This window comes from Paracoccus sediminicola (genome assembly GCF_027912835.1).
In the GTDB taxonomy this organism is placed as follows: Bacteria; Pseudomonadota; Alphaproteobacteria; order Rhodobacterales; family Rhodobacteraceae; genus Paracoccus; species Paracoccus sediminicola.
The window spans coordinates 1,571,733-1,593,982 of record NZ_CP115768.1; the positions used below are offsets into that span (position 1 = coordinate 1,571,733).

The following is a 22,250-nucleotide window of genomic DNA, read 5'->3' on the forward strand; positions in this document are numbered from 1 at the left end:
CCGTCGATCACTCGATCAGGCCGGCTTCCTTATAGTATTTCTCGGCACCCGGATGCAGCGGCGCGGACAGACCGGCCGAGACCATTTCTTCCTTGGTCAGATTGGCGAAGGCCGGGTGCAGATCCTTGAAGCGGTCGAAATTCTCGAACACCGCCTTCACGGTTTCATACACCATGTCCTCCGGCACATCTGCCGAGGTCACGAAGGTCGCGCGGACGCCGAAGGTTTCGGTGTCCTCCTCGATGCCCTCATAGGCCGAAGCCGGGATCGTCGCGGTAGCGTAGAAATCATTCTCTTCGATCAGCCCGTCGATTGCCTCGCCGGTGACATTCACGAAGCCGGATTCGCAGGACGAGAAAGCTTCCTGGATCGACCCGTTCGGATGGCCGACCTGATAGACGAAGGCGTCGATCTTGTTGTCGCACATCGCCTGCGCCTGCTCGGTCGCCTTCAGCTCGGAGACCAGCGAGAAATCATCCTCGGTCATGCCGGTGGCTTCCATCACCACATCCATCGTGGCGCGCTGACCAGAGCCGGGATTGCCGATATTGACCCGCTTGCCGGCCAGATCCTCGAAGCTTTCGATGCCGCTATCGGCACGGGCGACGACGGTAAAGGGCTCGGGATGGACCGAGAACACCGCACGAAGATTCTCGAAGGGCTCCTCGAACGAGCCTTCGCCGTTCAGACCGTAATATTGCTGGTCCGACTGTGCGACGCCCATGGTCTGATCGCCAGCTTTGATGGCGTTGATATTGGCGACCGAGCCGCCGGTCGAAGGCGCGGTGCATTTGATGCCGGTCTCTTCCGAGGTCCGGTTCACCAGACGGCAGATCGACTGGCCGACGACGTAGTATACGCCGGTCTGGCCGCCGGTGCCGATGGTCATGAAACGCTCTTCCTGCGCATTGGCGGCACCGGCAGCCGATGCCAGCGCGAAAGCTGCGGTCACGGTTTTAACAAAGTTCATTGGTGACTCCCCTGTTGGTTGGATGGGCTCAAGCGTCCGATATCTGCACAAAAAGTGCAACACAGGACTGCGTGAGGCGCAGGAGTCGAGGAATTGATCTTGAGCCATTGAATTATCGTGTGTTTTTACCGACAAGCTTCGGTGTGCCGGCCGCGCGGCTTGTTCACGAGCGCGCCGCATCGGATGCCGTCCGCCATTCGATAACAGCCTCATGGCGCGACATTCCCTGTCGTGATCTTCCGGGATATTGAACGGCGAGTGCAAGGATGGAGAGATGTTCGCACCCTCGGAGAAGGTGGCCCTGAGCTTGTTTTCCAGCGTCTCTTCAGCGCCCATGCGGTGAACCGGGCGGCCCTGCGCCAGGTCGGGAACGGCATAGCGCCCGGTCGAGATCGCCAGCGCGCAGGCTTCACATTGCCGGTCAGAGTCTTCGGTGGGAATATCATGGTTGCAGCCCGACCCCATTTCGGAAATCGCCTGCTCGACAGGCTCCGGACCCATCGATTGCGCGGTTAAGGCGTGATCCAACGCCCGAAAAATCGGCGGTGACATGAGCAAACTCTTTTGGCTGAGCAATGCGGATATGGCGCGTCTCGGACCCTTATCCCGAAGCCCCACGGCAAGCCCCGCTTTGATGATCGGCGCGACCTAGCTGTGGAATCGCTGCTCGGGGATCGGGGCCATGACGCCGACCGGTTCCGAGACGCGTTGACAGACAGAAGCATATGCGCCTGCGTCTCCGCCCGGAAACGACGGAGGACGCCCGCAAAGCGCGACAAGCGTCGCTGCAAACGGCGCAACCGGATCGAGATCATGTTCAGCGGATTGAAGGATTGGAGGCGTAAGGTAACCCGTTAAGACAGATGTCCGAACGTCTTCCTGTCTGCCATCGCCCTCGCAGCCGCGGTCATGTTCTGGGTATGAGACCCGATCCTTAAGCACGATTCCGGATCAGCGCATGCCAAGCTTGCGCGGAAAGGGTGCTGGCGGTAAATTCAGACCATGGAGTCCGGCCTGGAAGGGTGCGTCGTGTGGCGTTTTTCGGACACCGGGCCCTGCGCCTACCGGGACAACTGAATGCCATGAGTTCTGCCGACGAAAAGACGGAAAGCGGTGCGGTGCCGTCCGATGATCCGCGCGCAGAAGGTCTGGAAAGCCTCGCGCGGCTGCGCGACACCCCGTCCGAGGTGGTCAAGTTCTGGGTCGTGCGCGTCGTCATCGTCGCGGTGCTGATCTGGCTGGTGAACAGATTCTTCGGACCGTTTGGCTGGGTCTGGTGGCTTCTGCCCGCTTATGCCGTGCTGTCGCTGCTCATTTCGATCATCATGACCCGCGTGAAAGAGCGTCAGCTCGACCGGATCGAACGGATCTACAAGGACGACCGCCTGTCCTGAGCCCTGCGAACTGCATTCCGGGCGATAGCCCAGGCCGAGGCGACCCGCGCCGGTGGCGACCGGGATCGCGTCACGCTCTGACGGTGCGCCTCGCCGAGTTTCCGCCACGGGGCAATGCCGGCGAAGCAACCCAAACGCGGCTCGCGTCGTTGGGTCGGAAACGGACAGGAGTGACCCATGCAAATGCTCATCAACTACAGCTTCTCCGACTATGGCAGCTTCAAATCCGCCTTCGACGCGGATCAGGAGGATCGTCGCAATAACGGTCTGTCCCTGCTGCAGCTCTGGCGCGAGGATAGCGGCTCGGCCTGGGCGCTGTTCGACCTGCACGACGCCAAGAAGGCCCGCGACTATCTCGACGGCGCCGCCGCTGCGTTCAACTCGCAGGCCGGTGTCTCGTCGGTCAGCAGCCATACGCTGGAGACGGCCTGAACCATGACCACCGAATTGACCGTTCTTGCCCTGGCGGGACTGCTCCAGGCATGCCAGTTCGCCCTTTTTGCGATCCGTGCCAATCTGGAGCTCGGTCCCGCCGTGACGATGGGCCCGCGCGACAAGCCGGTGCAGCTCTCGAAGATGACCGGCCGTTTGCAACGTGCCATGGCCAATCATTTCGAGGGGCTGGCGCTGTTCACCATCGCTGTCGTGGTCGTCACGCTCGCCGATGAGAGCTCTTGGCTGACCGCGTCCTGCGCCTGGATCTATCTGATTGCACGGGTGCTTTATGTTCCGGCCTATGCGTTCGGCTGGACGCCCTGGCGCTCGGTGATCTGGGTCGTCGGTTTCGCGGCGACGATGCTGATGATCCTTGCCGCGCTGTTTTGATTCCTTCCCCCGCCGAGGATTTTGCCATGACCGCCGAACTGACCGTGCTCGCCCTTGCCGCGCTTTTGCAGGCTTTTCAGATCGGCCTTGCCGGTGCGGTGATGAACCGGGATGTGGGGATGGACTGGAACACCGGCCCGCGCGACCGCCAACCGGATTTCTCTGCGCTGACCGGGCGTCTGCGCCGCGCCGTGAACAACCATTTCGAAGCGCTTGCCTTTTTCACCATTGCCGTGGTGACGGTGACGGCCTCGGGCGAAGGCAGCCGTTTCACCGCGCTCTGTGCCTGGGTCTATCTGGCGGCCCGGGTGCTGTATATCCCGGCCTATGCCTATGGCTGGACACCTTGGCGCACGGTGATCTGGGCGGTGGGTCTGGCCCCCACGCTGCTGATGATCCTCGCCGCACTCTTCTGAGCCGCGCCTCACCGCCGTCGGACAGGTCCAATTCGGTGAATTTTGCTGATGAATCCGGTGCGGCTGTTGTGTAAGCACGGGTGCAGAAAAAGGACGCGCCCGGATCGGGCCGCCCGCACGCATTCTGAAGGAGATCCGAATGTCCAGCTACGACCTGATCGTCATCGGCGCCGGCCCCGGCGGCTATGTCTGCGCCATCCGCGCCGCCCAGCTTGGGCTCAAGACGGCGGTGGTCGAAGGCCGCGAGGCGCTCGGCGGCACCTGTCTGAATGTCGGCTGCATCCCGTCCAAGGCGCTGCTGCATGCCTCGCATATGTATCACGAGGCCGGACATAATTTCACCAAGATGGGCCTCATGGGCGATGCGCCGAATGTCGACTGGACGGTGATGCAAAGCTACAAGGCCGACACGGTCGAGACCAATACCAAGGGCATCGAGTTCCTGTTCAAGAAGAACAAGATCGACTGGATCAAGGGCTGGGCCGAGATCACTGCTCCGGGCAAGGTGAAGGTCGGCGAGGACGAACACGAGGCCAAGAACATCGTCATCGCCACCGGCTCGGAGCCAGCGACGCTGAAAGGCGTCGAGGTCGACAATGAACGCGGCGTGATCGTCGATTCGACCGGCGCGCTGACCCTGCCGGAGATCCCCGGCTCGATGGTGGTGATCGGCGCAGGCGTGATCGGGCTGGAACTCGGATCGGTCTATGCGCGGCTCGGCACCGAGGTGACGGTGATCGAATATCTGGACACGATCACGCCCGGCATGGACGCCGATGTGCAGAAGCAGTTCCAGAAGATCCTCGGCAAGCAGGGCATCAAATTCGTGCTGGGCGCGGCGGTGCAATCTGCCTCGGCCGAGAATGGCAAGGCGAAAGTCAGCTATAAGCTGCGCAAGGATGACAGCGAGAAAGAGATCGCGACCGATGTCGTCCTGCTGGCCACCGGGCGTCGTCCCTATGTCGACGGGCTCGGTCTCGACAAGATCGGCGTCGAGATGACCGACAAGGGCCAGGTCAAGATCGACGAACATTGGCAGACCAGTGTGAAGGGCATCTATGCGATTGGCGACGCGGTGCCGGGGCTGATGCTGGCCCATAAGGCGGGCGATGAGGGATCTGCCGCCGCCGAGGTGATCGCCGGCAAGGCGGGGCATGTGAATTACGACGTGATCCCCGGCGTGATCTATACCACCCCCGAGGTTGCCAATGTCGGCCTGACCGAGGCCGCCGCGAAAGAGACCGGACGCAAGATCAAGACCGCGAAATTCCCGTTCATGGGCAATGCCCGCGCCAAGGCGATGTTCCAGAGCGACGGCTTCGTGAAGATGGTGGTCGATGCCGAGACCGACCGGGTTCTGGGCTGTCATATCATCGGCCCAAATGCGGGCGAAATGATCCACGAGGTCTGCGTCGCGATGGAATTCGGCGCCTCGGCCGAGGACATCGCGCTGACCTGTCACGCCCATCCGACCACCTCGGAAGCCGTGCGCGAGGCGGCGCTTGCCTGCGGTGACGGCGCGATCCATGTCTGATCAGCCCTCGCGGGGGGCGCTGCCCCCCGGCCTTGCGGCCGCCCCCCGGAATATTTCGCTCAGGGTGAGCAGCTTGTCACGGCGCGGGGCGGTGCTGGGTCTGCTTGCGCTGGCGGCGTGCGGGCGTCGCAAGGGGGCGGTTAAACCGGAACGGGGCAATTCGGCTGCGCTCTATCCTGGCGAGACGCCCGAAATGCGGCGCAAGATCAACTATTGGGCGCGGCAGCACGGCATTCCGGCCTCGCTGCTGCACCGCGTCATCCAGCGCGAATCCGATTATCGCGCAGATGCGAGGAACGGGCCCTATTACGGGCTGATGCAGATCCTGCCGCAGACCGCGCGGACCATGGGCTATCGCGGCCCGGCCTCGGGACTGCTCGATGCGGATACCAATCTGCAATATGCCGGACGCTATCTGCGTGGCGCCTGGCTCGTGTCGGGCGGCAATGAGGCCGAGGCGGTGAAATGGTACGCGCGCGGCTATTATTACGAGGCCAAGCGCAAGGGGCTTCTGGAAGAAACGGGGCTGCGCGGCTGATGCGGCGTCGGCACTTTCTGGGCGCGGCTCTGGCGGGGCTTGCGGCACCGGCAGGGCTTTCGGCGCAGCAGCGCGCAGCACCGCCCGAGGCGCTGACCTTCTTCCGCATCGGCAATGGCTCGACCGCCGGGACCTATTATCCGATCGGCGGAATCATCGCCGCGTCGATCTCGAACCCGCCGGGCGGGACCGGCTGCGAGGCGGGGGGCGATTGCGGCGTGCCCGGCTTGCTGGCCTCGGCGGTGGCATCGGCCGGGTCGGTCGAGAATGTCGAGGCGGTGGGCAGCGGCCGGCTGGAATCGGGTTTCGCGCAGGCCGATGTCGCATTCTGGGCGCAGACCGGCACCGGCAATTTCGCCGGGCTTCCCCCAATCGAAAATCTGCGCGCCATCGCCTGTCTCTATCCCGAGACGCTGCATATCGTCGCGCGTGCGGATGCCGGGATCTCGGCGCTGTCGGACCTGCGCGGGAAGCGCGTTTCGATTGACGAGCCGGGATCCGGGACGCTGGTCGATGCCCGTCTTGTGCTGGACGCCGCGGGGCTGAGCGACGCGGACATCACCGTGCTGAACCTGCCCGCGACGCAGGCCGCGGCGGCGCTGCGCGCGGGCGAGCTTGACGCCTTCTTTTTCGTCGGCGGCTATCCGGCCCCGGCGATCAGCCAGCTGGCCGGGCAGGTCGATATATCGCTGGTGCCGGTCGATGCCGACATCGCCGCGGCGCTGACCGGACAGGATAGTTTCTTCATCGCCGACACCGTGCCCGAGCGCGTATATCGCGGCGTGTCCGGCGAGGTGACGACACTTTCGGTCGGGGCGCTGTGGATCACCTCGGAGGCGCAGCCTGACGCGTTGATCCACGCGATCACGCGCGTGTTGTGGAACGACAACACGATGCGCCAGCTGCGCTATGGCCATCCGATCGGCCGCCGCATCCGGCGCGAGAACGCGCTGCAAGGCGTGGCCATACCGCTGCATCCCGGTGCCGCGCGCTATTACCGCGAGGCCGGGCTGCTTGAATAGGCCAGACAGGCCTTGCAAGCCCGGCATCGACCCGTCACTTTCGCGATAGGATTTCAGGAGCCTCCGCCATGACCCCCAAGACGCAATCCGAACAGACCCGCAAACTCTGCGAGTTGGCGCCGGTGGTGCCGGTGCTGGTGATCGAGGATGCGGCCCAAGCGGCGGATCTGGCGGAATCGCTCGTGCGTGGCGGCCTTCCGGTGCTGGAGGTGACGCTGCGCACCGAGGCTGCGCTTGACGCGATCCGCGCCATGGCGAAGGTCGAGGGTGGCCATGTCGGGGCAGGAACCGTGCTGACGCCCGAGCAGGTCTATCGCGCCAAGGATGCGGGCGCCTCTTTCGCGGTGGCACCGGGCGCGACCGAGACACTGATCCGCGCCTGCGAGGATGCCTCGCTGCCGCTTCTGCCCGGCGCGGTGACCGCATCCGAGGTGATGCAGGCGATGGAGTACGGCTATGACATGCTGAAATTCTTCCCCGCAGAAACCTCGGGCGGGGCACCGGCGCTGAAGGCTCTGGCCGGCCCGCTTCCGGCGGTCAGCTTTTGCCCGACCGGCGGGGTCACCCCGGAAAACGCACCCGGCTATCTTGCATTGCCCAATGTCGTCTGCGTCGGGTCAAGCTGGGTCGCCTCGGGTCAGGCGGTGGCCGATGCCGACTGGGCGGGTATCGAAAGCCGCGCCCGCACCGCCGCGCATCTGAGGCAGCAGTAACATGGACGATCCCGCCGCACCGTCGATGCGGCGGGCCTGGCGTAATGTCGCGGTGCTGGTGGCGGCGCAGGCGCTGCTTGGCGCGCAGATGCCGATGATCTTCACCATGGGCGGGCTGGCCGGGCAGATGCTGACGCCAAATCCCTGCCTCGCCACGCTGCCGATCTCGATGGTGGTGCTGGCAACGGCACTGAGCGCACGGCCGCTCTCGGGCTTCATGCAGCGCCATGGAAGGCGGGCGGGGTTCCAGCTGGCCGCGCTTGCCGGGGCATCGGGCGCGTCCATCGCGCTGAGCGGGCTCTATATGGGCAGCTTCGCGATCTATCTTGCCGGATCGGCGCTGACCGGGGTTTATATGGCCTCGCAGGGTTTCTTCCGCTTCGCCGCCACAGACACCGCGCCCGATGCCTTCGCGCCGCGCGCGATCAGCTTCGTGCTGGCCGGCGGGCTTGCCTCGGCCTTTGTCGCGCTCGGGCTGCTGCGCGCGACAGAGGGGCTTTCGGCGGTGCCGTTTCTCTACAGCTACGCAGCGATTGTCGGGCTGAACCTGATCGGTGTGGCGCTGTTCCTCGCGCTCGATATTCCGCGCCCACCACGGCCCGAACCGGGCGCCACGCGGCTCGGGCGGCCGACAAGCGCGATTTTGCGCGATCCGCGCATTCTGGTGCCGATGGTCTGCGCCATGGTTTCTTACGCGCTGATGAATCTGGTCATGACCTCGACCCCGCTCGCCATGGTCGGCTGCGGCTTCGCGCCGAGCCAGGCGGGCGATGTGGTCTTTGCCCATGTGCTGGCTATGTTCGTGCCCTCTTTCTTCACCGGCCATCTCATCACCCGTTTCGGAGCGGCGCGCATCGTCGCCGTGGGGCTGGCGCTGCTGGCCGCCGCAGGCGGCGTGGCGCTGAGCGGGGTGGCGTTGGAGCGGTTCTACCTCACTCTGATCCTGCTCGGCCTCGGCTGGAATTTCGGCTTCATCGGCTCGACCACACTGCTTTCCCGCGGCCATGGCCCCGAGGAACGCGGCCGTGTGCAGGGCATTAACGATCTGGTCGTGTTCGGCGGGGTGTTCATGGCCTCGCTTGCCTCAGGGGGGCTGATGAACTGTTCCGGCGCCGTCTCGGCCGAGGCCGGCTGGAGCGCCGTCAACATGGCCATGGCGCCCTTCCTCGTGCTGGCAGGCGGGGCATTGATCTGGCTGCGGATGCGCCCGCGAGCGGCCTGAGAGACCGGGGCAGGCCCCGATCACAGGAGCTCGGTCACACCGAAGAATTCCGCATCTCGAGCACCGCTTCCGCAAGCGCCAGCGTCGAGGGATCATGGCCCGGCGCCTGTTCGCCGTCGAGAAGCGGGGCGACCTTGAGCGCCAGCTCCTTGCCGAGTTCGACGCCCCATTGATCGAAGCTGTTGATGCCGAGGATGACGCCCTCGACAAAAACGCGATGCTCGTAAAGCGCGACGATCTGGCCAAGCGTATAGGGCGTGAGCTGTCTGATCAGCAGCGTGGTCGAGGGGCGGTTGCCGGGAAATACGCGGTGCCGCGCCTGACGTTCCAGCTCTTCGCCGCGCATTCCCTTTTCGCGCATCAGCTCGCGCGCGGTGTCGAGATCGCGCCCGCGCATCAGCGCTTCGGACTGGGCGAGGCAATTGGCGAGCAGCAGCTTGTGATGGTGATCCAGATGCGGCTCATGGCCACGCGCGGCGGCGATGAACTCGCACGGCACGATCTGCGTGCCCTGATGGATCAGCTGATAGAAGGCGTGCTGCCCATTGGTTCCGGGCTCGCCCCAGACCACCGGGCCGGAGGCGCGGTCGAGATCGGCCCCGTCCATCGAGACACGCTTGCCATTCGATTCCATCTCGAGCTGTTGAAGATAGGCCGGCAGCCGCGCCAGGCGGTTGTCATAGGGCAGCACGGCGCGGGTCGGGTAGCCGCTGATCTGGTGGTGCCAGATGCCGACCAGCGCCAGCATCACCGGCATGTTCCGGGCCAGCGGCGCGTTCTGGAAATGCGCGTCCATCGCCGCACCGCCGCGCAGGAACTCGCGGAAATTCTCCGGCCCGATGGCGATCATCAGCGACAGCCCGATCGGTCCCCACATCGAATAGCGCCCGCCAACCCAGTCCTCGAAGCCGAAGACGCGCGAGGGGTCGATCCCCCAGTCCGCCGTCTTGTCCTCTGCCGAGGACAGCGCCGCGAACTGCGCCGAGGGGTCATCGACGCTCTGTCTCATCCAGGCCATCGCGGTTTCGGCGTTGGTCATCGTCTCGATGGTGGTGAAGGTCTTGGAAGCGACGATCACCAGCGTTGTCGCCGGGTCGAGCCCGTCCAGCGTGTCCGCGATGTCAGCACCGTCGACATTGGACACGAAATGCGTGCGCGGCCCGTCATGGAAGGGCGACAGAGCCAGCGCCGCCATGGCGGGGCCGAGATCCGAACCGCCAATGCCGATATTCACCACATCGGTGATGCGCCCGCCCTGCCCCGCGAAGCTGCCATCCCGGACGGCCTTCGCAAAGCCACACATCCGGTCGAGCGTTTCGGCCACGCCAGCCGAGATATCCTCGCCCTCGACCGTCAGCTCGCCTTCCGGGTTGCGCAGCGCCGTATGAAGCACGGCACGGTCCTCTGTCTCGTTGATGCGGCTGCCGGAGAACATCGCATCGCGCTTTTCCGGCACGACGCGGGCAAGCTCCAGCAGCGTCTCGCGGGTCTCGGCGTCAAGATTGGTCTTGGAATAATCGAAAAGCATCCCGTCTGCCGCGATGCTGAATTCGCCCGCGCGCGTCGGGTCAGCGTCGAAGAGACCGGTGATCCGGCGCTCTGCCGGTTTGGCGGCTTTCAGGCGGGTCCAGACAGGTTCGAGATCATTCGGCATAATGCACCATTGCGTCACGGAGAAATGCAGAGATCGGCGCATCCGTCGGGTCGGCGCCAATTGCGGAGTCAAGCGCCTCGCGCTTATCGGCGCCCGTGATCATGACATGGGTGTGCAGCGCCGAATGCAAGGCGGGCGCGGTCAGTGTGACACGCGGCTCGGCCCCGCCGCCTGCGGCCATGATCGGGGGGGCGTCCGCGGCCAGAAGCGCGTCCAGCCCCGGCGCGTTGGGGAACAGGCTGGCCGTGTGCATGTCGCCGCCCATACCCAGGACCAGAACGGTGATCGGCAGATGCGGCCGGATCTGCCGCGACAGCTCCGGCGCGGCTTCTTCGGGGCTTTCCGCCCCGGTATACAGATCCAGATACTCCGCCTTGCCGGCAGGACCGGTCAGCAGCGTCTTGCGCAGCATGGCCGAGTTCGAGCGCGGGTGATCCGCATCCACCCAGCGTTCGTCATTGAGAAAGACCGTCACCTTCTGCCAGTCGAGCGGCAGGTCCGAGAGCGCGCGGAACATCCCAGCCGGGGTCGAGCCGCCGGGCACACAAAGGCTGGTCCTGCCAATTGCGTCGAGATTCTGGCGCAGCTCCTGCGCGATGCGGTCGGCGAGCGACAGTGCCATCATTTCTCGGTCGGGATAGGTCTTGATCTCGGGGCGGCTCATGCGCGGATCTCCCTCCAGCGGCGATTGTCGCGATGCATCAGCCGCAGCGCCTCTTCGGGGCCGGACGAGCCCGCATCATAGGGTTCGGGCCGCGCCTTCGACCCGTCCCAGGCCTCGATGATCGGATCTGCCCAGGCCCATGCGGCTTCGACCTCGTCGCCGCGCATGAACAGGGTCTGGTTGCCCCGGATCACATCCATGATCAGCCGCTCGTAAGCATCCGGCATCCCGTCGGAATCCGGGCCGAACGTATCCGCGAAGGACATGTCCAGCGGCACCTGCATCAACCGCATCCCGCCCGGGCCGGGTTCCTTGATCATCACTGTCAGATCCATGCCCTCATCAGGTTGCAGCTTGATGACAAGCTGGTTCGCGCGCTGATGGGCGCTGTCGTCGAAGATGGAATGCGGCGGCTCCTTGAAGGTGATGGCGATCTCGCTGGTGCGAGCGCGCAGCTTCTTGCCGGTGCGCAGATAGAAGGGCGTCCCCTGCCAGCGCCAGTTCGATATCCGCACCTTCAGCGCCACATAACTTTCGGTGCGGCTCGACGGGTTCTCGGAATCCTCGACATAGCCCGGCTCGTTTCCATCGGCCTGATACTGGCCGCGCACGATCTCGGCCTCGGACACGGGTTCGAGCGCGCGGATCACCTTCAGCTTCTCGTCGCGCACCGCGTCGGGATCGAAATGATAGGGCGGCTCCATCGCGGTGAGGCAGAGCAGCTGCATCAGATGGTTCTGCACCATGTCGCGCATGGCGCCGGAATTGTCGTAATATCCGCCGCGCCCGCCGACGCCCACGGTCTCGGCGACGGTGATCTGGACGTGATCGACATATTGCGCATTCCACAGCGGTTCGAACAGGATATTGGCAAAGCGCACCGCCATCAGGTTCTGCACGGTCTCCTTCCCGAGATAATGGTCGATCCGGTAGATCTGCCCTTCGTCGAAATGTTGCGCCAGCGTGTCGTTCAGCGCCCGGGCCGAATCGAGATCGCGGCCGAAGGGTTTTTCCACGACGATCCGGCTGTTCTCATCGGCAATGTCATATTCCGAAAGCCGCTTGGCGAGATCGCCGAACAGCGAGGGCGCGACCGAGAAATAAAACGCCCGCACCACCCCATTGCGCATCGTGTCTTTCAGCTTGTCCCAGCCTCCGCTGCCTTTCGCGTCAATGGCGACGTAATGAAGCTGGCCGAGAAACCCGTCGAGCTGGCTCATTTCGACCTTGGGGGCGAATTCGACGATTGCCTCGCGCACCTCCTTGCGAAATTCGTCGTCGCTGTTGTCCGAGCGCGCCGCACCGATGACCCGCGCCTCTGGTGGCATCTGACCCGCAAGATAGCGCTTATAAAGCCCGGGAAGGATCTTGCGCCGGGCGAGATCGCCCGTGGCACCGAAAATCACCAGATCGAAATCATCGACGGGTATCGTGCGAACGACCATGAGCACCTCCTTCAATCCGGGATTGCGTAACCGATGTTAGCGTTATCAGCAAGCCGCGAGCGGTCAGCGCGTCAGCGCCTTGCCAAGCCGTGGCAGCCTTGCCCGTTTCATCAACCCGCGCAAGGGCATCTGCCCGCCAAGCGCCTCGGCCTTGCCATGCGCGGCATGAACGGCACGGGCGACGGGGTCAGGGTCATGCGCCCAGAGATCGGTCAGGAACGCATCGGGATGGATCGCGCGCAGACCGGCCGCCAGCATGGCCGGACGCGGAAAATCCCTGAGATTGAATGTCACGATCAGATCAGCCCGCGCCTGCATCGCTGCGGCGACGACATGGCGATCGGCAGGGTCGGGCAGATCGAGACCGATGGCGCGGTCCTCCTCGGCCTCGACGCTGGCAGCGGGGAAGCGGTCGCGCAGCCGGGAGGCTTCGGCGCGGGCGATCTCGGCATCGACCGGGCCGAGACGCCCCGCCGCGCGGGTCCATTCGCTGAGGATTCTTTCCGACCAGACGGCACGATAGGCGCCCGCCTCGGCAAGATCGGTCAGGATCTCGCGCAGCACGGTCGGAAACAGCACACAGGCATCGAGGACAGCGATCATCCGTCCAGCCGGAAGAACAGCGCCTTGAGATAACCCGTTTCCGCCAGCTGCGGCAGCGTCGGATGATCCGGCCCGGCCTGCCCGGTATGGATCAACTGCCCGCGCCGCCCTGCCCGGCCGATTCCCCGGGCCGAGACATTGCGGAAGCTGGTCAGATCGGCCGCGTGACTGCAGGAACACAGCCCCAGATAGCCGCCCGGCACCACCAGCGGCGCGGCCAGCTTCGCGACGCGCTCATAAGCCCGCAACCCCGCTTCGAGCGCCTTTTTCGACGGTGCGAAAGCGGGTGGGTCACAGATCACCACGTCGAACTGCACCCCCTCATCGCCAAGCTTCTCCATCGCGGCAAAGGCATCCTGCTGATGCAGCGCCAGACGGTCCTCGACCCCCATCGCGCCTGCACCCTCCCGCGCGAGGCTCAGCGCCGGTTCCGAGCCGTCTATCAGCGTCGCATGCGCGGCACCCGCCGCCAGCATCGCCAGGCCGAAGCCGCCGACATGGCTGAACACATCCAGCACCCGTCCCGATGCCAGGCGCTGCGCAAAGGCATGATTCGGGCGCTGGTCATAGAACAGCCCGGTCTTCTGCCCGCCCATCACATCGGCCATGTAGATGGCACCGTTCATCGGCACCTGGAACGGGGAAGCCGGTGGATCACCGGCGATCACCTCCAACCGCTCATCGAGACCCTCCAGAGCCCGCGCCCGCCCCTGCCCGTTCAATACCACCGTCGAGATATCCGCGACCTGTTGCAACGCCGAAGCGATCTCGGCCGCCATACGATCCGACCAGGCGGCATTGGGCTGGATCACCGCGGTGTCACCGAAACGGTCGATCACGACGCCCGGCAGGCCATCCGATTCAGCATGGGCCAGCCGATAGAAAGGCACGTCGAAGAGGCGGTTGCGCAGCGCCAGAGCCCGGCTCAGCCGCGCCTTCAGCCACTCCGCGCCGATCTCTGCCCCGGGATCAGCGTCCATCACCCGCGCGATGATCTTCGAGCCGGGATTGACGGTCACCAGCGCCATCGCCCTGCGCTCGGCGTCCTCCAGAGCCGCGAAGCTGCCCGGCTCCAGCGATCGCGTGCGCCGGTCGGTCACCACCTCATCGGCAAAGACCCAAGGGAAGCCGTGACGGATGGCCTGCGGTTTGGATTTCGGCCTGAGCCGGATTGCGGGTCGCGTGGTCATGGGGCATCCTCTTCGTCCCGAATGATGTGACACGCCCCCGGTCAGACCACAAGTCCGCCCAGCACGCATTGAATAGTTACCGCTAACGGACTACAGTCGAAACAAGCCAGTTTCCGCCCCACCCAACGGGAGAGAGCCATGACATTGAACAGCACCATTGATCGCGTCACCGACCGCATCCGCGAACGCTCGCAAAAGACCCGGCCCGCCTATCTCGACCGGATGGCCAAGGCTGCCGAGGATGGGCCGCGCCGGGCGCATCTCTCCTGCGGCAACCAGGCCCATGCCTATGCGGGGATGGAAAACAAGGACGATCTCGCCGCCAGCCGCAAGCCGAATATCGGTATCGTCACCGCCTATAACGACATGCTGTCGGCCCATAAGCCCTATGAACGCTTTCCCGATCTGATCCGCGCAGCGGCGGCAAAATCCGGGGCCACGGCTCAGGTCGCGGGCGGAGTACCGGCGATGTGCGACGGCGTCACCCAGGGCCGCGCCGGGATGGAGCTGTCGCTGTTCTCGCGCGATGTCATCGCGCTCGCCGCCGGGGTGGCGATGTCGCATGACACATTCGATGCGGCGATGTATCTGGGCGTCTGCGACAAGATCGTGCCGGGACTGGTGATCGCAGCGGCGACTTTCGGCCATATTCCCAGCGTCTTCGTGCCGGCGGGACCGATGCCGTCGGGGCTGCCCAATGACGAAAAGGCCAAGGTGCGCCAGCAATTCGCCAGTGGCGAGGTCGGGCGCGACAAGCTGATGGAGGCCGAGATGGCCTCGTATCACTCGCCCGGCACCTGCACCTTCTACGGCACCGCGAACAGCAACCAGATGCTGATGGAGTTCATGGGGCTGCACCTGCCCGGCGCGAGCTTCGTCAATCCCGGCACCGAGATGCGCGACGCGCTGACAGGGGCTGCGGTGGAGCGCGCCGCCGCGATCACGAAGCTGGGAAATGATTTCCTGCCGGTTGGCGAGGTGCTGGATGAGCGCGCCTTCGTCAACGGCATTGTCGGGCTGATGGCGACGGGCGGCTCGACCAACCTGGTGCTGCATCTGCCGGCCATGGCGCGCGCCGCCGGGGTGCTGATCGACATCGAGGATTTCAACGACATCTCGGACAGCGTGCCACTGATGGCGCGGGTCTATCCGAACGGGCTGGCCGATGTGAACCATTTCCACGCCGCGGGCGGTCTGGGTTACATGATCCGGCATCTGCTCGAAGCCGGACTGCTGCACGAGGACGTGCGCACCATCGCGGGCGGCGGGCTGGACCGCTATACGACCGAGCCGAAGATGCGCGATGGCCGCATCGTCTGGGAGGAAGGCAGCCGCGAGTCCCAGAACGACAAGATCCTGCGCCCGGCGAGCGACCCTTTCGCGAAAACCGGCGGTCTGAAGCAGCTTGCGGGCAATCTGGGCCGTGGGGTCATCAAGGTCTCTGCCGTGGCGCCCGAGCGTCATGTGATCGAGGCGCCGGCCCGCGTTTTCACCGATCAGGACCAGGTCAAGGCCGCGTTCAAGGCAGGCGAGTTCACCGAGGACACCATCGTCGTGGTCCGCTTTCAGGGTCCGGCGGCGAACGGCATGCCCGAGCTGCATTCCCTGACCCCGATCCTCGCCGTATTGCAGGATCGCGGGCTGAAAGTGGCGCTTCTGACCGACGGGCGCATGTCCGGCGCCTCGGGCAAGGTTCCCGCGGCGATCCATATCGCGCCCGAGGCGGCGAATGGCGGCCCCATCGCGAGACTGCGCGATGGCGACATGGTCCGTCTGGATGCGGTGAATGGCGGCATCGAATGCCTCGAACAGGATTTCGATGGCCGCGAATGCGCCACGCATGACCTCACCCCGAACCAGTTCGGCATGGGCCGCGAAATGTTCGGCGCCTTTCGCGCCGCCGCAAGCGACGCGACCGAAGGGGCCTGCGCGATCCTGTAAGCGGCGCCCCGACACGCCCGGCCCGGAATCAAGCGCGCGGCGCGCCGGGCCAGCGGCCGGTCATGGCGTAACGCCAAGCCTTGCGTGATGTGCGGTTAACGGTCTCTCAGCCCACCCGCTCGATCGCCACTGCCGTCGCCTCGCCGCCACCGATGCACAGCGAGGCCACGCCGCGCGTCTTGCCATAGGTTTCAAGCGCGGCCAGCAGCGTCACCATCACCCGCGCCCCGGAAGCGCCGATAGGATGGCCGAGCGCGCAGGCGCCGCCATGAACGTTCACCTTGTCGGCGGGCAGGTCCAGATCGCGCATCGCGGCCATGGTCACCACCGCGAACGCCTCGTTGATCTCGAACAGATCGACATCGGCCAGATCCCAGCCGGTGCGCTCGGCCAGCCGCGTCATCGCGCCCACCGGCGCGGTCGGAAACAGGCTTGGCTTGTCGGCAAAGGTCGCGTGGCCCGCGATCACGGCCCGCGGCGTCAGCCCGCGCGCCTCGGCCACCGAGCGCCGCATCAGGACCATCGCCGCCGCCCCGTCCGAGATGGACGACGAATTCGCCGCCGTCACCGTCCCGTCCTTGCGGAAGGCCGGTTTCAGTGACGGGATCTTGTCGAGATTGGCCTTGCCTGGCTGTTCGTCGATTTCGACCACCACATCGCCCTTGCGCCCTGGCACGATGACAGGCGCGACCTCTGCCGCGAATTTCCCCTCGGCAATCGCCGCCTGTGCGCGCTTCAGCGAGCGGATCGCGAAATCGTCCTGCTCTTGCCGGGTGAAGCCATAGCTCTGTGCGCAATCCTCGGCGAATGTCCCCATCAGACGGCCCTTGTCATAGGCGTCCTCCAGCCCGTCGAGGAACATGTGATCCATCACCTGCCCATGCCCCATCCGCATCCCGGCGCGGGCCTTGGGCAGCAGATAGGGGGCCATCGACATGCTCTCCATCCCGCCCGCGACGGCGATCTCGGCACTGCCCGCCAGCAGCAGGTCATGGACCAGCATCGCGGCTTTCATCCCCGAGCCGCACATCTTGTTCACCGTCGTCGCCCCCGCCCCGAGCGGCAGCCCGGCCCCGAGCGCCGCCTGCCGGGCCGGTGCCTGACCCTGACCGGCGGGTAGCACGCAGCCCATGATGATCTCCTGCACCTGCTCGGGCGCGATGCCGCCGCGTTCCACCGCAGCCCGGATGGCCGCCGCACCCAGATCGGCGGCGGGGACAGAGGCGAAATCGCCCTGAAACCCACCCATCGGGGTGCGTGCAGCAGAGACGATGACGACAGGGTCGATGCTGGACATGATATTCCTCCCTTTCATGGCCAAGCTGACCGGCTGGCCTTATTCCTGCGTTGGCGGACCGAAACGGTCGATGATCCGGCCGCGGATCTGGTCGCGGGTCTCGCGGTATTTCTGCAGGACCGCCTCGCGCCCCTCGGCCTGACCGGTCGGGTCCATGATCTGCCAGTATTCTATATCGAGATGCGCGTGCCGCGTCAGTTCCATCGCCTGACGTTGCGAGGCGGGCGACAGCGCGACGATCAGATCGAAGCTGCCCAGATCGTCGCCCCAGCTCTGCATCTCTTCGAAGCTGCGCGAGCGGTGACGCGCAAGCTCCACCCCCAGCTCCGCGCAGACGGCGACGGCGAAACCGTCGATCTCCAGATCGTTGCGCACCCCCGCCGATTGCACATAGGCAGCGTGGCCGTAGAATTTCTTCATCAACCCTTCCGCCATGGGCGAGCGGACGGCGTTGTGATCGCAGCAGAACAGCACCGAATGGGGGATCTGCGCGGCCATGCGCTCAGCCCTGCGGGATCAGCGCGCAGATCAGCGTGAACAGGCGGCGCGAGGTGGGGCTGTCGATCTCGGCCTTGCCCTCCAGCCGTTCCTCCAGTGTACGCGCACCCTCGTTATGGATCCCGCGCCGTGCCATGTCGATCGCCTCGATCTTGGCCGGGGGCAGGTTCTTCACCGCGTCGTAATAGCTGTCGCAAATCTGGAAATAATCCTTCACCACCTGGCGGAACGGCCCGAGCGACAGATGAAATTCGCCGACCTTCTCTCCCCCTTCGGTCGAGATGTCGAAGACCAGCCGCCCCTCGCGGATCGCCAGTTTCAGCGCATAGGGGCCGGGCGGGATCTCCTGCCCCTCGCGGCCGGGCAGGCCGAAGCTGTTTTCTTCGAGCAGGTCGTAGATCGCGACCTTCCGCTCCTGCGCGACCTCGGGCGAGGCCGGAGGCAGGTCGCTATCGTCAATCTCGATCTTTGAAATGCGGTTCATGTCCCGCTCCTTTCGTTCAAATGCGCCAGCCGGGCCGAGACCGACTGCCCATGTGCCTGCAAGCCTTCCGACTGCGCCAGCCGAACCGCCGCCGGGCCGATCTGCGCCAGGGCGCCGGGTGTCAGCCGTGCGAGTGTCGTGCGCTTGATGAAATCCATCACCGACAGCCCCGACGAAAACCGGGCCGAACGCGCCGTCGGCAGCACATGGTTCGGCCCGCTGACATAATCGCCCACAGCCTCGGGCGTATGAGCGCCGAGGAAGATCGCGCCGGCATGGCGGGTCTGCTCGGCCAGCGCCTCGGGGTCGGCCACGCAAAGTTCCAGATGCTCGGGCGCGATCCGGTCGGACAGAAGCGCGGCCTCTTTCATATCGCGCACGGTGATGATGCAGCCGTAATCGCGCCAGCTTGCCCCGGCGATCTGCGCCCTCTCCAGGGTCGGGATCAGCCGCTCGACCGCCTCGGCCACGGCATCGGCCATGCCGGGTGCGTCGGTGATGAGGATCGACTGGGCGTCGGCGTCATGCTCGGCCTGCGCCATCAGGTCGAGCGCCAGCCAGTCCGGGTTCTGATCCTTGTCGGCAATGACCAGCACCTCGGACGGCCCGGCGATCATGTCGATACCAACCCGGCCGAAGACCTGCCGCTTGGCCGCCGCGACATAGGCGTTGCCCGGCCCGGTGATCTTGTCCACCGCAGCGATGCTGTCCGTGCCATAGGCCATCGCCGCAATCGCCTGCGCCCCGCCGATCCGATAGATTTCGTCCACCCCGGCCAGTTCGCAGGCCAGCAGCACCAGCGGATTGACCACCCCGTCCGGCGTCGGCACGCAGACCACCAGCCGCTCGACCCCGGCCACACGTGCAGGGACCGCGTTCATCAGCACCGAGGATGGATAGCTCGCCTGCCCGCCCGGCACATAAAGCCCCGCCGCCGAAACCGGACGCCAGCGCCAGCCAAGCGTGGCGCCGCTTTCGTCGGTCCAGCTTTCATCGGGCGGGATCTGGCGGGCATGATAGGCACGGATCCGCTCGGCGGCGAGTTCGAGCGCGGCGCGATCCTCCGCCGACACCTTCCCGAGCTCGGCCGAGATGTCGTCCCGCGTGAAGCGCAGTGTCTCTGCGGTCAGCCCAAGCCGGTCGAAACGCGCCGTATAGTCGATCACCGCCCTATCGCCGCGGGCCCGCACATCCGCGACGATGGCCGCAACGGCGTCACCCACATCGGCGGAATCCTCGCGCTTGGCGCTGAGCATCGCGGTGAAGCGATCCTCGAAATCCGGGTCGGAAGTGGCGAGTCTGATCGGCATGGAAGGCTCCTCTTGCGAGGGATTACTATCCGCGCGCAGGGAAACCCTCAAGCACGCAAAGCGCGCAGCCGGGCGCGCAAGGGCGGGCGCAGCATCCGGCGCATCTCGATTTCCCAATTGCCGCGCCCGTTGAGCATGGGCGGGCCTCCGGTGGCGATGAACCCGGCCCGCGCATAGAGCGCCAGCGCCGCCAGATTATTCTGCCCGACATGCAGCCCCATCCGGGTCATGCCCGCCGCTCCGGCATCGCGGATCAGCCGGGCGAGGATCGCGTCGCCCAGCCCCTGACCGCGCGCGTCCGGGGCGACAAACACCGACATCACCCAGCCCAGATCCGGCTCGGCGGGGGAGATGTCACGCTCCCAGCTGGCCACGGCACGGGGCTGACCCGGTGCAGCTCCGGCGGCCCACATCTCGCAGCAGGCGAGCCGCGCGGCAAAGTCCTCCAGCGGACGCTCTTCCCATTCATCGAAGCTGGAGCCGAACGCTTCGGGCGCGCTGCGCAGGGCCTCAAGACGGATCGCGCGCCATTCTTCGGCGCGGTCCGGTGTCAGCCGCCAGAGCTGGAAATCCGTCCCGCTCAAGCGCCCTCGTGACGCGGCATGCTGCCAGAATTGGCTGCATAGGGCCGGGTCACGTCGCGCAGGTCGACCGAGATACATTCGGCATCGACCGCAATCGTGCCATCCCCGGCGAATTCAAGCATCAGCCGCCCGGTGCCGTCCTCACCCGGCTGCCAGATCATCGCCAGCAGCGACAGCACCTCGTCGGCATCGGCGCGCTTCACCCCGTCGCTGCGGATGCCGGTGATGTCCGAAATCACCAGCAAGGCACGCACACGTTCGAATTCGCGCCCGTCGCGCTTTGCATCTTCGGCATCTTCCCAGCGGAAACGGTTGATCAGCATCGCCAGCTGCCGCCGCTTGCGGTCGAACGTGATATCTGCCCCCGTCAGAACCGCATCCTGTACCAGGGTCGACAGCACCTGCACGTCTTCCGGCCCCTCGGCGCGCAGCATCAGCGGGCCGGGATCTGCGTCATGAAAACTGGCATCAGTCATCGGGATGCGCCTCCTTAATGCGTTTCAGGTCGGCACCAACGCCGCGCAGCTTCCGCACGACGCGCTCATAGCCGCGGTCGAGATGATAGACGCGGCTGATGACGGTCTCGCCCTCGGCCGCCAGACCCGCGAGGATCAGGCTGATCGAGGCGCGCAGATCGGTCGCCATGACCGGCGCGCCGCGCAGCTTTTCCACGCCGGTGACGGTGGCGTGACCGCCATGCACGTCGATCTTCGCCCCCATCCGCATGAGCTCGGGCGCGTGCATGAAGCGGTTCTCGAAGATCGTTTCCTCCAGCACCGAGGTGCCTTCGGCGGTGCACATCAGCGCCATCATCTGCGCCTGAAGATCGGTCGGGAAGCCGGGGAAGACCTCTGTCTTTACATCCACGGCGCGGATGCGCCCGTTCTTGCGCGCGACCTTGATGCCGCGATTGGTCTGTTCGACCGAGATCCCGGCCTCGTCCAGCTTCTCGCAGAAGGCTTCGATCAGGTCGATGCGCCCGCCCAGCAACTCGACCTCGCCGCCGGTGATGGCGGGCGCGATCATGTAGGTGCCAAGCTCAATCCGGTCCACCACGACCGGATGCGTCGCGCCATGCAGCTTGTCGACGCCCTGGATGGTGATGGTTTCCGTGCCTTCACCCTCGATCTGCGCGCCCATCGCACGCAGGCATTTGACCAGATCGACGATCTCGGGTTCGCGCGCGGCATTGTTCAGCACCGTGGTGCCCTTGGCCAGCGTCGCCGCCATGACGATGTTTTCCGTCGCCCCGACAGAGGCGAAGCTCTGGTCGATCACCGCGCCTTTCAGCCCGCCCGGCGCTTCCGCATGCAGATAGCCGTCCTTCAATTCGATCCGGGCGCCCATCGCTTCGAGGCCCGAGATATGCAGATCCATCGGCCGCGCCCCGATGGCACAGCCGCCGGGCAGCGACACGACCGCCTTGCCCGCCCGCGCCAGAAGCGGGCCGAGCACCAGGTTCGAGGCCCGCATCTTGCGCACGATGTCGTAATCGGCGGTCAGGTTGTTCAGATCATGGCTGGACAGCGACAGCACCTTGCCATCCTGCATCGAGGTGAACTCGGCCCCCAGCGATTGCAGCAGCTCGGCCATGGTGCGGATATCCGACAGCCGCGGCGCGTTGGTCAGCGTCAGCGGCTCATCGGTCAGCAGCGTCGCCGGCATCAGCGTCAGACAGGCATTCTTGGCCCCGGCAATCGGAATTTCGCCGTGAAGCTCGCCGCCCCCCTGCACGATGATCTGATCCATTATTCCTCGCTTTCCGGGGCGCTGTTCTCGGCCTGCCCGCCCTCTTTATGGTCTGCCCGCGCGCGCGCCTGCGCCTTGCGCCGCGCCAGATTGGCGCGCAGCGCCTTGCCCAGCCGGTCCTCGCGGCTTTCGGGTCTGGTCTTGTCGGATTTGCGCGTCTCGTTCATTGCGATGTGTTAACGCCTCGGCCCGCAGAG

General features: G+C 65.5%; 24 protein-coding genes and 1 pseudogene. 11 read left to right on the top strand and 14 right to left on the bottom strand.

What is annotated here, in order from left to right; translation table 11 throughout:
• Positions 1 to 7 precede the first annotated feature (7 nt).
• Positions 8 to 970: a TAXI family TRAP transporter solute-binding subunit gene (locus PAF18_RS07735; RefSeq protein WP_271118018.1), complete on the bottom strand. Its 963-nt coding sequence runs from the start codon at positions 968 to 970 to the stop codon at positions 8 to 10.
• A 663-nt stretch (positions 971 to 1,633) separates the two neighbouring features.
• Here PAF18_RS07735 and PAF18_RS07740 point away from each other — a divergent pair.
• The 10 genes and pseudogenes from PAF18_RS07740 to PAF18_RS07785 form a co-directional block, all read left to right on the top strand.
• Positions 1,634 to 1,894, top strand: a pseudogene (locus PAF18_RS07740) (transposase); the annotation flags it as partial.
• Between the two features lie 158 nt (positions 1,895 to 2,052).
• Positions 2,053 to 2,364: a hypothetical protein gene (locus PAF18_RS07745; RefSeq protein WP_271118019.1), complete on the top strand. Its 312-nt coding sequence runs from the start codon at positions 2,053 to 2,055 to the stop codon at positions 2,362 to 2,364.
• 177 nt (positions 2,365 to 2,541) lie between these two features.
• Positions 2,542 to 2,796, top strand: coding sequence for a hypothetical protein (locus PAF18_RS07750; protein ID WP_271118020.1), 255 nt, complete (start codon positions 2,542 to 2,544; stop codon positions 2,794 to 2,796).
• A gap of 3 nt (positions 2,797 to 2,799) precedes the next feature.
• Complete coding sequence (locus PAF18_RS07755) at positions 2,800 to 3,189, top strand: MAPEG family protein (RefSeq protein WP_271118021.1); 390 nt, start codon at positions 2,800 to 2,802, stop codon at positions 3,187 to 3,189.
• Positions 3,190 to 3,215: 26 nt separating this feature from the next.
• On the top strand, positions 3,216 to 3,605 hold the full coding sequence (locus tag PAF18_RS07760; RefSeq protein WP_271118022.1) for an MAPEG family protein: 390 nt from the start codon (positions 3,216 to 3,218) through the stop codon (positions 3,603 to 3,605).
• Between the two features lie 139 nt (positions 3,606 to 3,744).
• Entirely contained in the window at positions 3,745 to 5,139 is a 1,395-nt protein-coding gene (lpdA, locus tag PAF18_RS07765) for a dihydrolipoyl dehydrogenase (protein WP_271118023.1), read from the top strand.
• Between the two features lie 73 nt (positions 5,140 to 5,212).
• On the top strand, positions 5,213 to 5,677 hold the full coding sequence (locus PAF18_RS07770; RefSeq protein ID WP_353620694.1) for a transglycosylase SLT domain-containing protein: 465 nt from the start codon (positions 5,213 to 5,215) through the stop codon (positions 5,675 to 5,677).
• The gene (locus tag PAF18_RS07775) at positions 5,677 to 6,699 is read left to right on the top strand and encodes a TAXI family TRAP transporter solute-binding subunit (protein WP_271118024.1); all 1,023 of its coding nucleotides are present in this window, start codon (positions 5,677 to 5,679) and stop codon (positions 6,697 to 6,699) included. The genes PAF18_RS07770 and PAF18_RS07775 overlap by 1 nt, the downstream gene beginning before the upstream one ends.
• A 68-nt stretch (positions 6,700 to 6,767) precedes the next feature.
• Positions 6,768 to 7,412 carry a bifunctional 4-hydroxy-2-oxoglutarate aldolase/2-dehydro-3-deoxy-phosphogluconate aldolase gene (eda, locus tag PAF18_RS07780; protein ID WP_271118025.1) on the top strand — a complete coding sequence of 215 codons (645 nt, stop codon included), beginning with the start codon at positions 6,768 to 6,770 and terminating at the stop codon, positions 7,410 to 7,412.
• 1 nt (position 7,413) lies between these two features.
• Positions 7,414 to 8,634 carry an MFS transporter gene (locus PAF18_RS07785; RefSeq protein WP_271118026.1) on the top strand — a complete coding sequence of 407 codons (1,221 nt, stop codon included), beginning with the start codon at positions 7,414 to 7,416 and terminating at the stop codon, positions 8,632 to 8,634.
• Between the two features lie 34 nt (positions 8,635 to 8,668).
• Here the strand turns inward: PAF18_RS07785 and pgi are convergent, their stop codons facing one another.
• From pgi to PAF18_RS07810, 5 genes are all read right to left on the bottom strand, one after another.
• Positions 8,669 to 10,288 carry a glucose-6-phosphate isomerase gene (gene pgi, locus PAF18_RS07790; RefSeq protein ID WP_271118027.1) on the bottom strand — a complete coding sequence of 540 codons (1,620 nt, stop codon included), beginning with the start codon at positions 10,286 to 10,288 and terminating at the stop codon, positions 8,669 to 8,671.
• Positions 10,278 to 10,952 carry a 6-phosphogluconolactonase gene (gene pgl / locus PAF18_RS07795; RefSeq protein WP_271118028.1) on the bottom strand — a complete coding sequence of 225 codons (675 nt, stop codon included), beginning with the start codon at positions 10,950 to 10,952 and terminating at the stop codon, positions 10,278 to 10,280. Before pgl ends, pgi begins: the two co-directional genes overlap by 11 nt.
• Positions 10,949 to 12,397: a glucose-6-phosphate dehydrogenase gene (gene zwf, locus PAF18_RS07800; RefSeq protein WP_271118029.1), complete on the bottom strand. Its 1,449-nt coding sequence runs from the start codon at positions 12,395 to 12,397 to the stop codon at positions 10,949 to 10,951. Before zwf ends, pgl begins: the two co-directional genes overlap by 4 nt.
• 63 nt (positions 12,398 to 12,460) lie before the next feature.
• Complete coding sequence (locus PAF18_RS07805) at positions 12,461 to 13,000, bottom strand: RSP_2648 family PIN domain-containing protein (RefSeq protein ID WP_271118030.1); 540 nt, start codon at positions 12,998 to 13,000, stop codon at positions 12,461 to 12,463.
• Entirely contained in the window at positions 12,997 to 14,190 is a 1,194-nt protein-coding gene (locus PAF18_RS07810) for an RSP_2647 family RNA methyltransferase (protein WP_271118031.1), read from the bottom strand. The genes PAF18_RS07805 and PAF18_RS07810 overlap by 4 nt, the downstream gene beginning before the upstream one ends.
• Positions 14,191 to 14,328: 138 nt before the next feature.
• Between PAF18_RS07810 and edd the strand changes: the two genes are divergently transcribed.
• Positions 14,329 to 16,131, top strand: a complete 1,803-nt coding sequence (gene edd / locus PAF18_RS07815) for a phosphogluconate dehydratase (RefSeq protein ID WP_271118032.1) — start codon at positions 14,329 to 14,331, stop codon at positions 16,129 to 16,131.
• Positions 16,132 to 16,237: 106 nt separating this feature from the next.
• On the opposite strand, the gene PAF18_RS07820 is transcribed toward edd, so the two are convergent.
• From PAF18_RS07820 to PAF18_RS07855, 8 genes are read right to left on the bottom strand one after another with little or no spacing between them, the layout of a single operon-like run.
• On the bottom strand, positions 16,238 to 17,428 hold the full coding sequence (locus tag PAF18_RS07820) for an acetyl-CoA C-acyltransferase (RefSeq protein ID WP_271115196.1): 1,191 nt from the start codon (positions 17,426 to 17,428) through the stop codon (positions 16,238 to 16,240).
• A gap of 39 nt (positions 17,429 to 17,467) precedes the next feature.
• Complete coding sequence (locus PAF18_RS07825) at positions 17,468 to 17,926, bottom strand: arsenate-mycothiol transferase ArsC (protein WP_271115197.1); 459 nt, start codon at positions 17,924 to 17,926, stop codon at positions 17,468 to 17,470.
• Positions 17,927 to 17,930: 4 nt separating this feature from the next.
• Positions 17,931 to 18,410, bottom strand: coding sequence for a UPF0262 family protein (locus tag PAF18_RS07830; RefSeq protein ID WP_271115198.1), 480 nt, complete (start codon positions 18,408 to 18,410; stop codon positions 17,931 to 17,933).
• Positions 18,407 to 19,720, bottom strand: a complete 1,314-nt coding sequence (gene hisD, locus PAF18_RS07835) for a histidinol dehydrogenase (protein ID WP_271115199.1) — start codon at positions 19,718 to 19,720, stop codon at positions 18,407 to 18,409. The genes PAF18_RS07830 and hisD overlap by 4 nt, the downstream gene beginning before the upstream one ends.
• Positions 19,721 to 19,767: 47 nt before the next feature.
• Positions 19,768 to 20,304: a GNAT family N-acetyltransferase gene (locus PAF18_RS07840; RefSeq protein ID WP_271115200.1), complete on the bottom strand. Its 537-nt coding sequence runs from the start codon at positions 20,302 to 20,304 to the stop codon at positions 19,768 to 19,770.
• Positions 20,301 to 20,780, bottom strand: coding sequence for a DUF2948 family protein (locus PAF18_RS07845; protein WP_271115201.1), 480 nt, complete (start codon positions 20,778 to 20,780; stop codon positions 20,301 to 20,303). Before PAF18_RS07845 ends, PAF18_RS07840 begins: the two co-directional genes overlap by 4 nt.
• Positions 20,773 to 22,053 carry a UDP-N-acetylglucosamine 1-carboxyvinyltransferase gene (gene murA, locus PAF18_RS07850; protein ID WP_271115202.1) on the bottom strand — a complete coding sequence of 427 codons (1,281 nt, stop codon included), beginning with the start codon at positions 22,051 to 22,053 and terminating at the stop codon, positions 20,773 to 20,775. The genes PAF18_RS07845 and murA overlap by 8 nt, the downstream gene beginning before the upstream one ends.
• Positions 22,053 to 22,220, bottom strand: a complete 168-nt coding sequence (locus PAF18_RS07855) for a hypothetical protein (RefSeq protein WP_271115203.1) — start codon at positions 22,218 to 22,220, stop codon at positions 22,053 to 22,055. Before PAF18_RS07855 ends, murA begins: the two co-directional genes overlap by 1 nt.
• Positions 22,221 to 22,250 lie beyond the last annotated feature (30 nt).

Bases quoted from the DNA above. Each gene is read 5' to 3' on its own strand.
- murA (WP_271115202.1), bottom strand. From the start codon at position 22,053: ATGGATCAGATCATCGTGCAGGGGGGCGGCGAGCTTCACGGCGAAATT.
- edd (WP_271118032.1), top strand. From the start codon at position 14,329: ATGACATTGAACAGCACCATTGATCGCGTCACCGACCGCATCCGCGAA.
- PAF18_RS07845 (WP_271115201.1), bottom strand. From the start codon at position 20,780: ATGACTGATGCCAGTTTTCATGACGCAGATCCCGGCCCGCTGATGCTG.
- pgi (WP_271118027.1), bottom strand. From the start codon at position 10,288: ATGCCGAATGATCTCGAACCTGTCTGGACCCGCCTGAAAGCCGCCAAA.
- lpdA (WP_271118023.1), top strand. From the start codon at position 3,745: ATGTCCAGCTACGACCTGATCGTCATCGGCGCCGGCCCCGGCGGCTAT.
- zwf (WP_271118029.1), bottom strand. From the start codon at position 12,397: ATGGTCGTTCGCACGATACCCGTCGATGATTTCGATCTGGTGATTTTC.
- PAF18_RS07785 (WP_271118026.1), top strand. From the start codon at position 7,414: ATGGACGATCCCGCCGCACCGTCGATGCGGCGGGCCTGGCGTAATGTC.
- PAF18_RS07755 (WP_271118021.1), top strand. From the start codon at position 2,800: ATGACCACCGAATTGACCGTTCTTGCCCTGGCGGGACTGCTCCAGGCA.
- PAF18_RS07745 (WP_271118019.1), top strand. From the start codon at position 2,053: ATGAGTTCTGCCGACGAAAAGACGGAAAGCGGTGCGGTGCCGTCCGAT.
- PAF18_RS07760 (WP_271118022.1), top strand. From the start codon at position 3,216: ATGACCGCCGAACTGACCGTGCTCGCCCTTGCCGCGCTTTTGCAGGCT.
- PAF18_RS07775 (WP_271118024.1), top strand. From the start codon at position 5,677: ATGCGGCGTCGGCACTTTCTGGGCGCGGCTCTGGCGGGGCTTGCGGCA.
- PAF18_RS07805 (WP_271118030.1), bottom strand. From the start codon at position 13,000: ATGATCGCTGTCCTCGATGCCTGTGTGCTGTTTCCGACCGTGCTGCGC.
- PAF18_RS07855 (WP_271115203.1), bottom strand. From the start codon at position 22,220: ATGAACGAGACGCGCAAATCCGACAAGACCAGACCCGAAAGCCGCGAG.
- PAF18_RS07810 (WP_271118031.1), bottom strand. From the start codon at position 14,190: ATGACCACGCGACCCGCAATCCGGCTCAGGCCGAAATCCAAACCGCAG.
- PAF18_RS07750 (WP_271118020.1), top strand. From the start codon at position 2,542: ATGCAAATGCTCATCAACTACAGCTTCTCCGACTATGGCAGCTTCAAA.
- PAF18_RS07830 (WP_271115198.1), bottom strand. From the start codon at position 18,410: ATGAACCGCATTTCAAAGATCGAGATTGACGATAGCGACCTGCCTCCG.
- eda (WP_271118025.1), top strand. From the start codon at position 6,768: ATGACCCCCAAGACGCAATCCGAACAGACCCGCAAACTCTGCGAGTTG.
- pgl (WP_271118028.1), bottom strand. From the start codon at position 10,952: ATGAGCCGCCCCGAGATCAAGACCTATCCCGACCGAGAAATGATGGCA.
- hisD (WP_271115199.1), bottom strand. From the start codon at position 19,720: ATGCCGATCAGACTCGCCACTTCCGACCCGGATTTCGAGGATCGCTTC.
- PAF18_RS07735 (WP_271118018.1), bottom strand. From the start codon at position 970: ATGAACTTTGTTAAAACCGTGACCGCAGCTTTCGCGCTGGCATCGGCT.
- PAF18_RS07820 (WP_271115196.1), bottom strand. From the start codon at position 17,428: ATGTCCAGCATCGACCCTGTCGTCATCGTCTCTGCTGCACGCACCCCG.
- PAF18_RS07825 (WP_271115197.1), bottom strand. From the start codon at position 17,926: ATGGCCGCGCAGATCCCCCATTCGGTGCTGTTCTGCTGCGATCACAAC.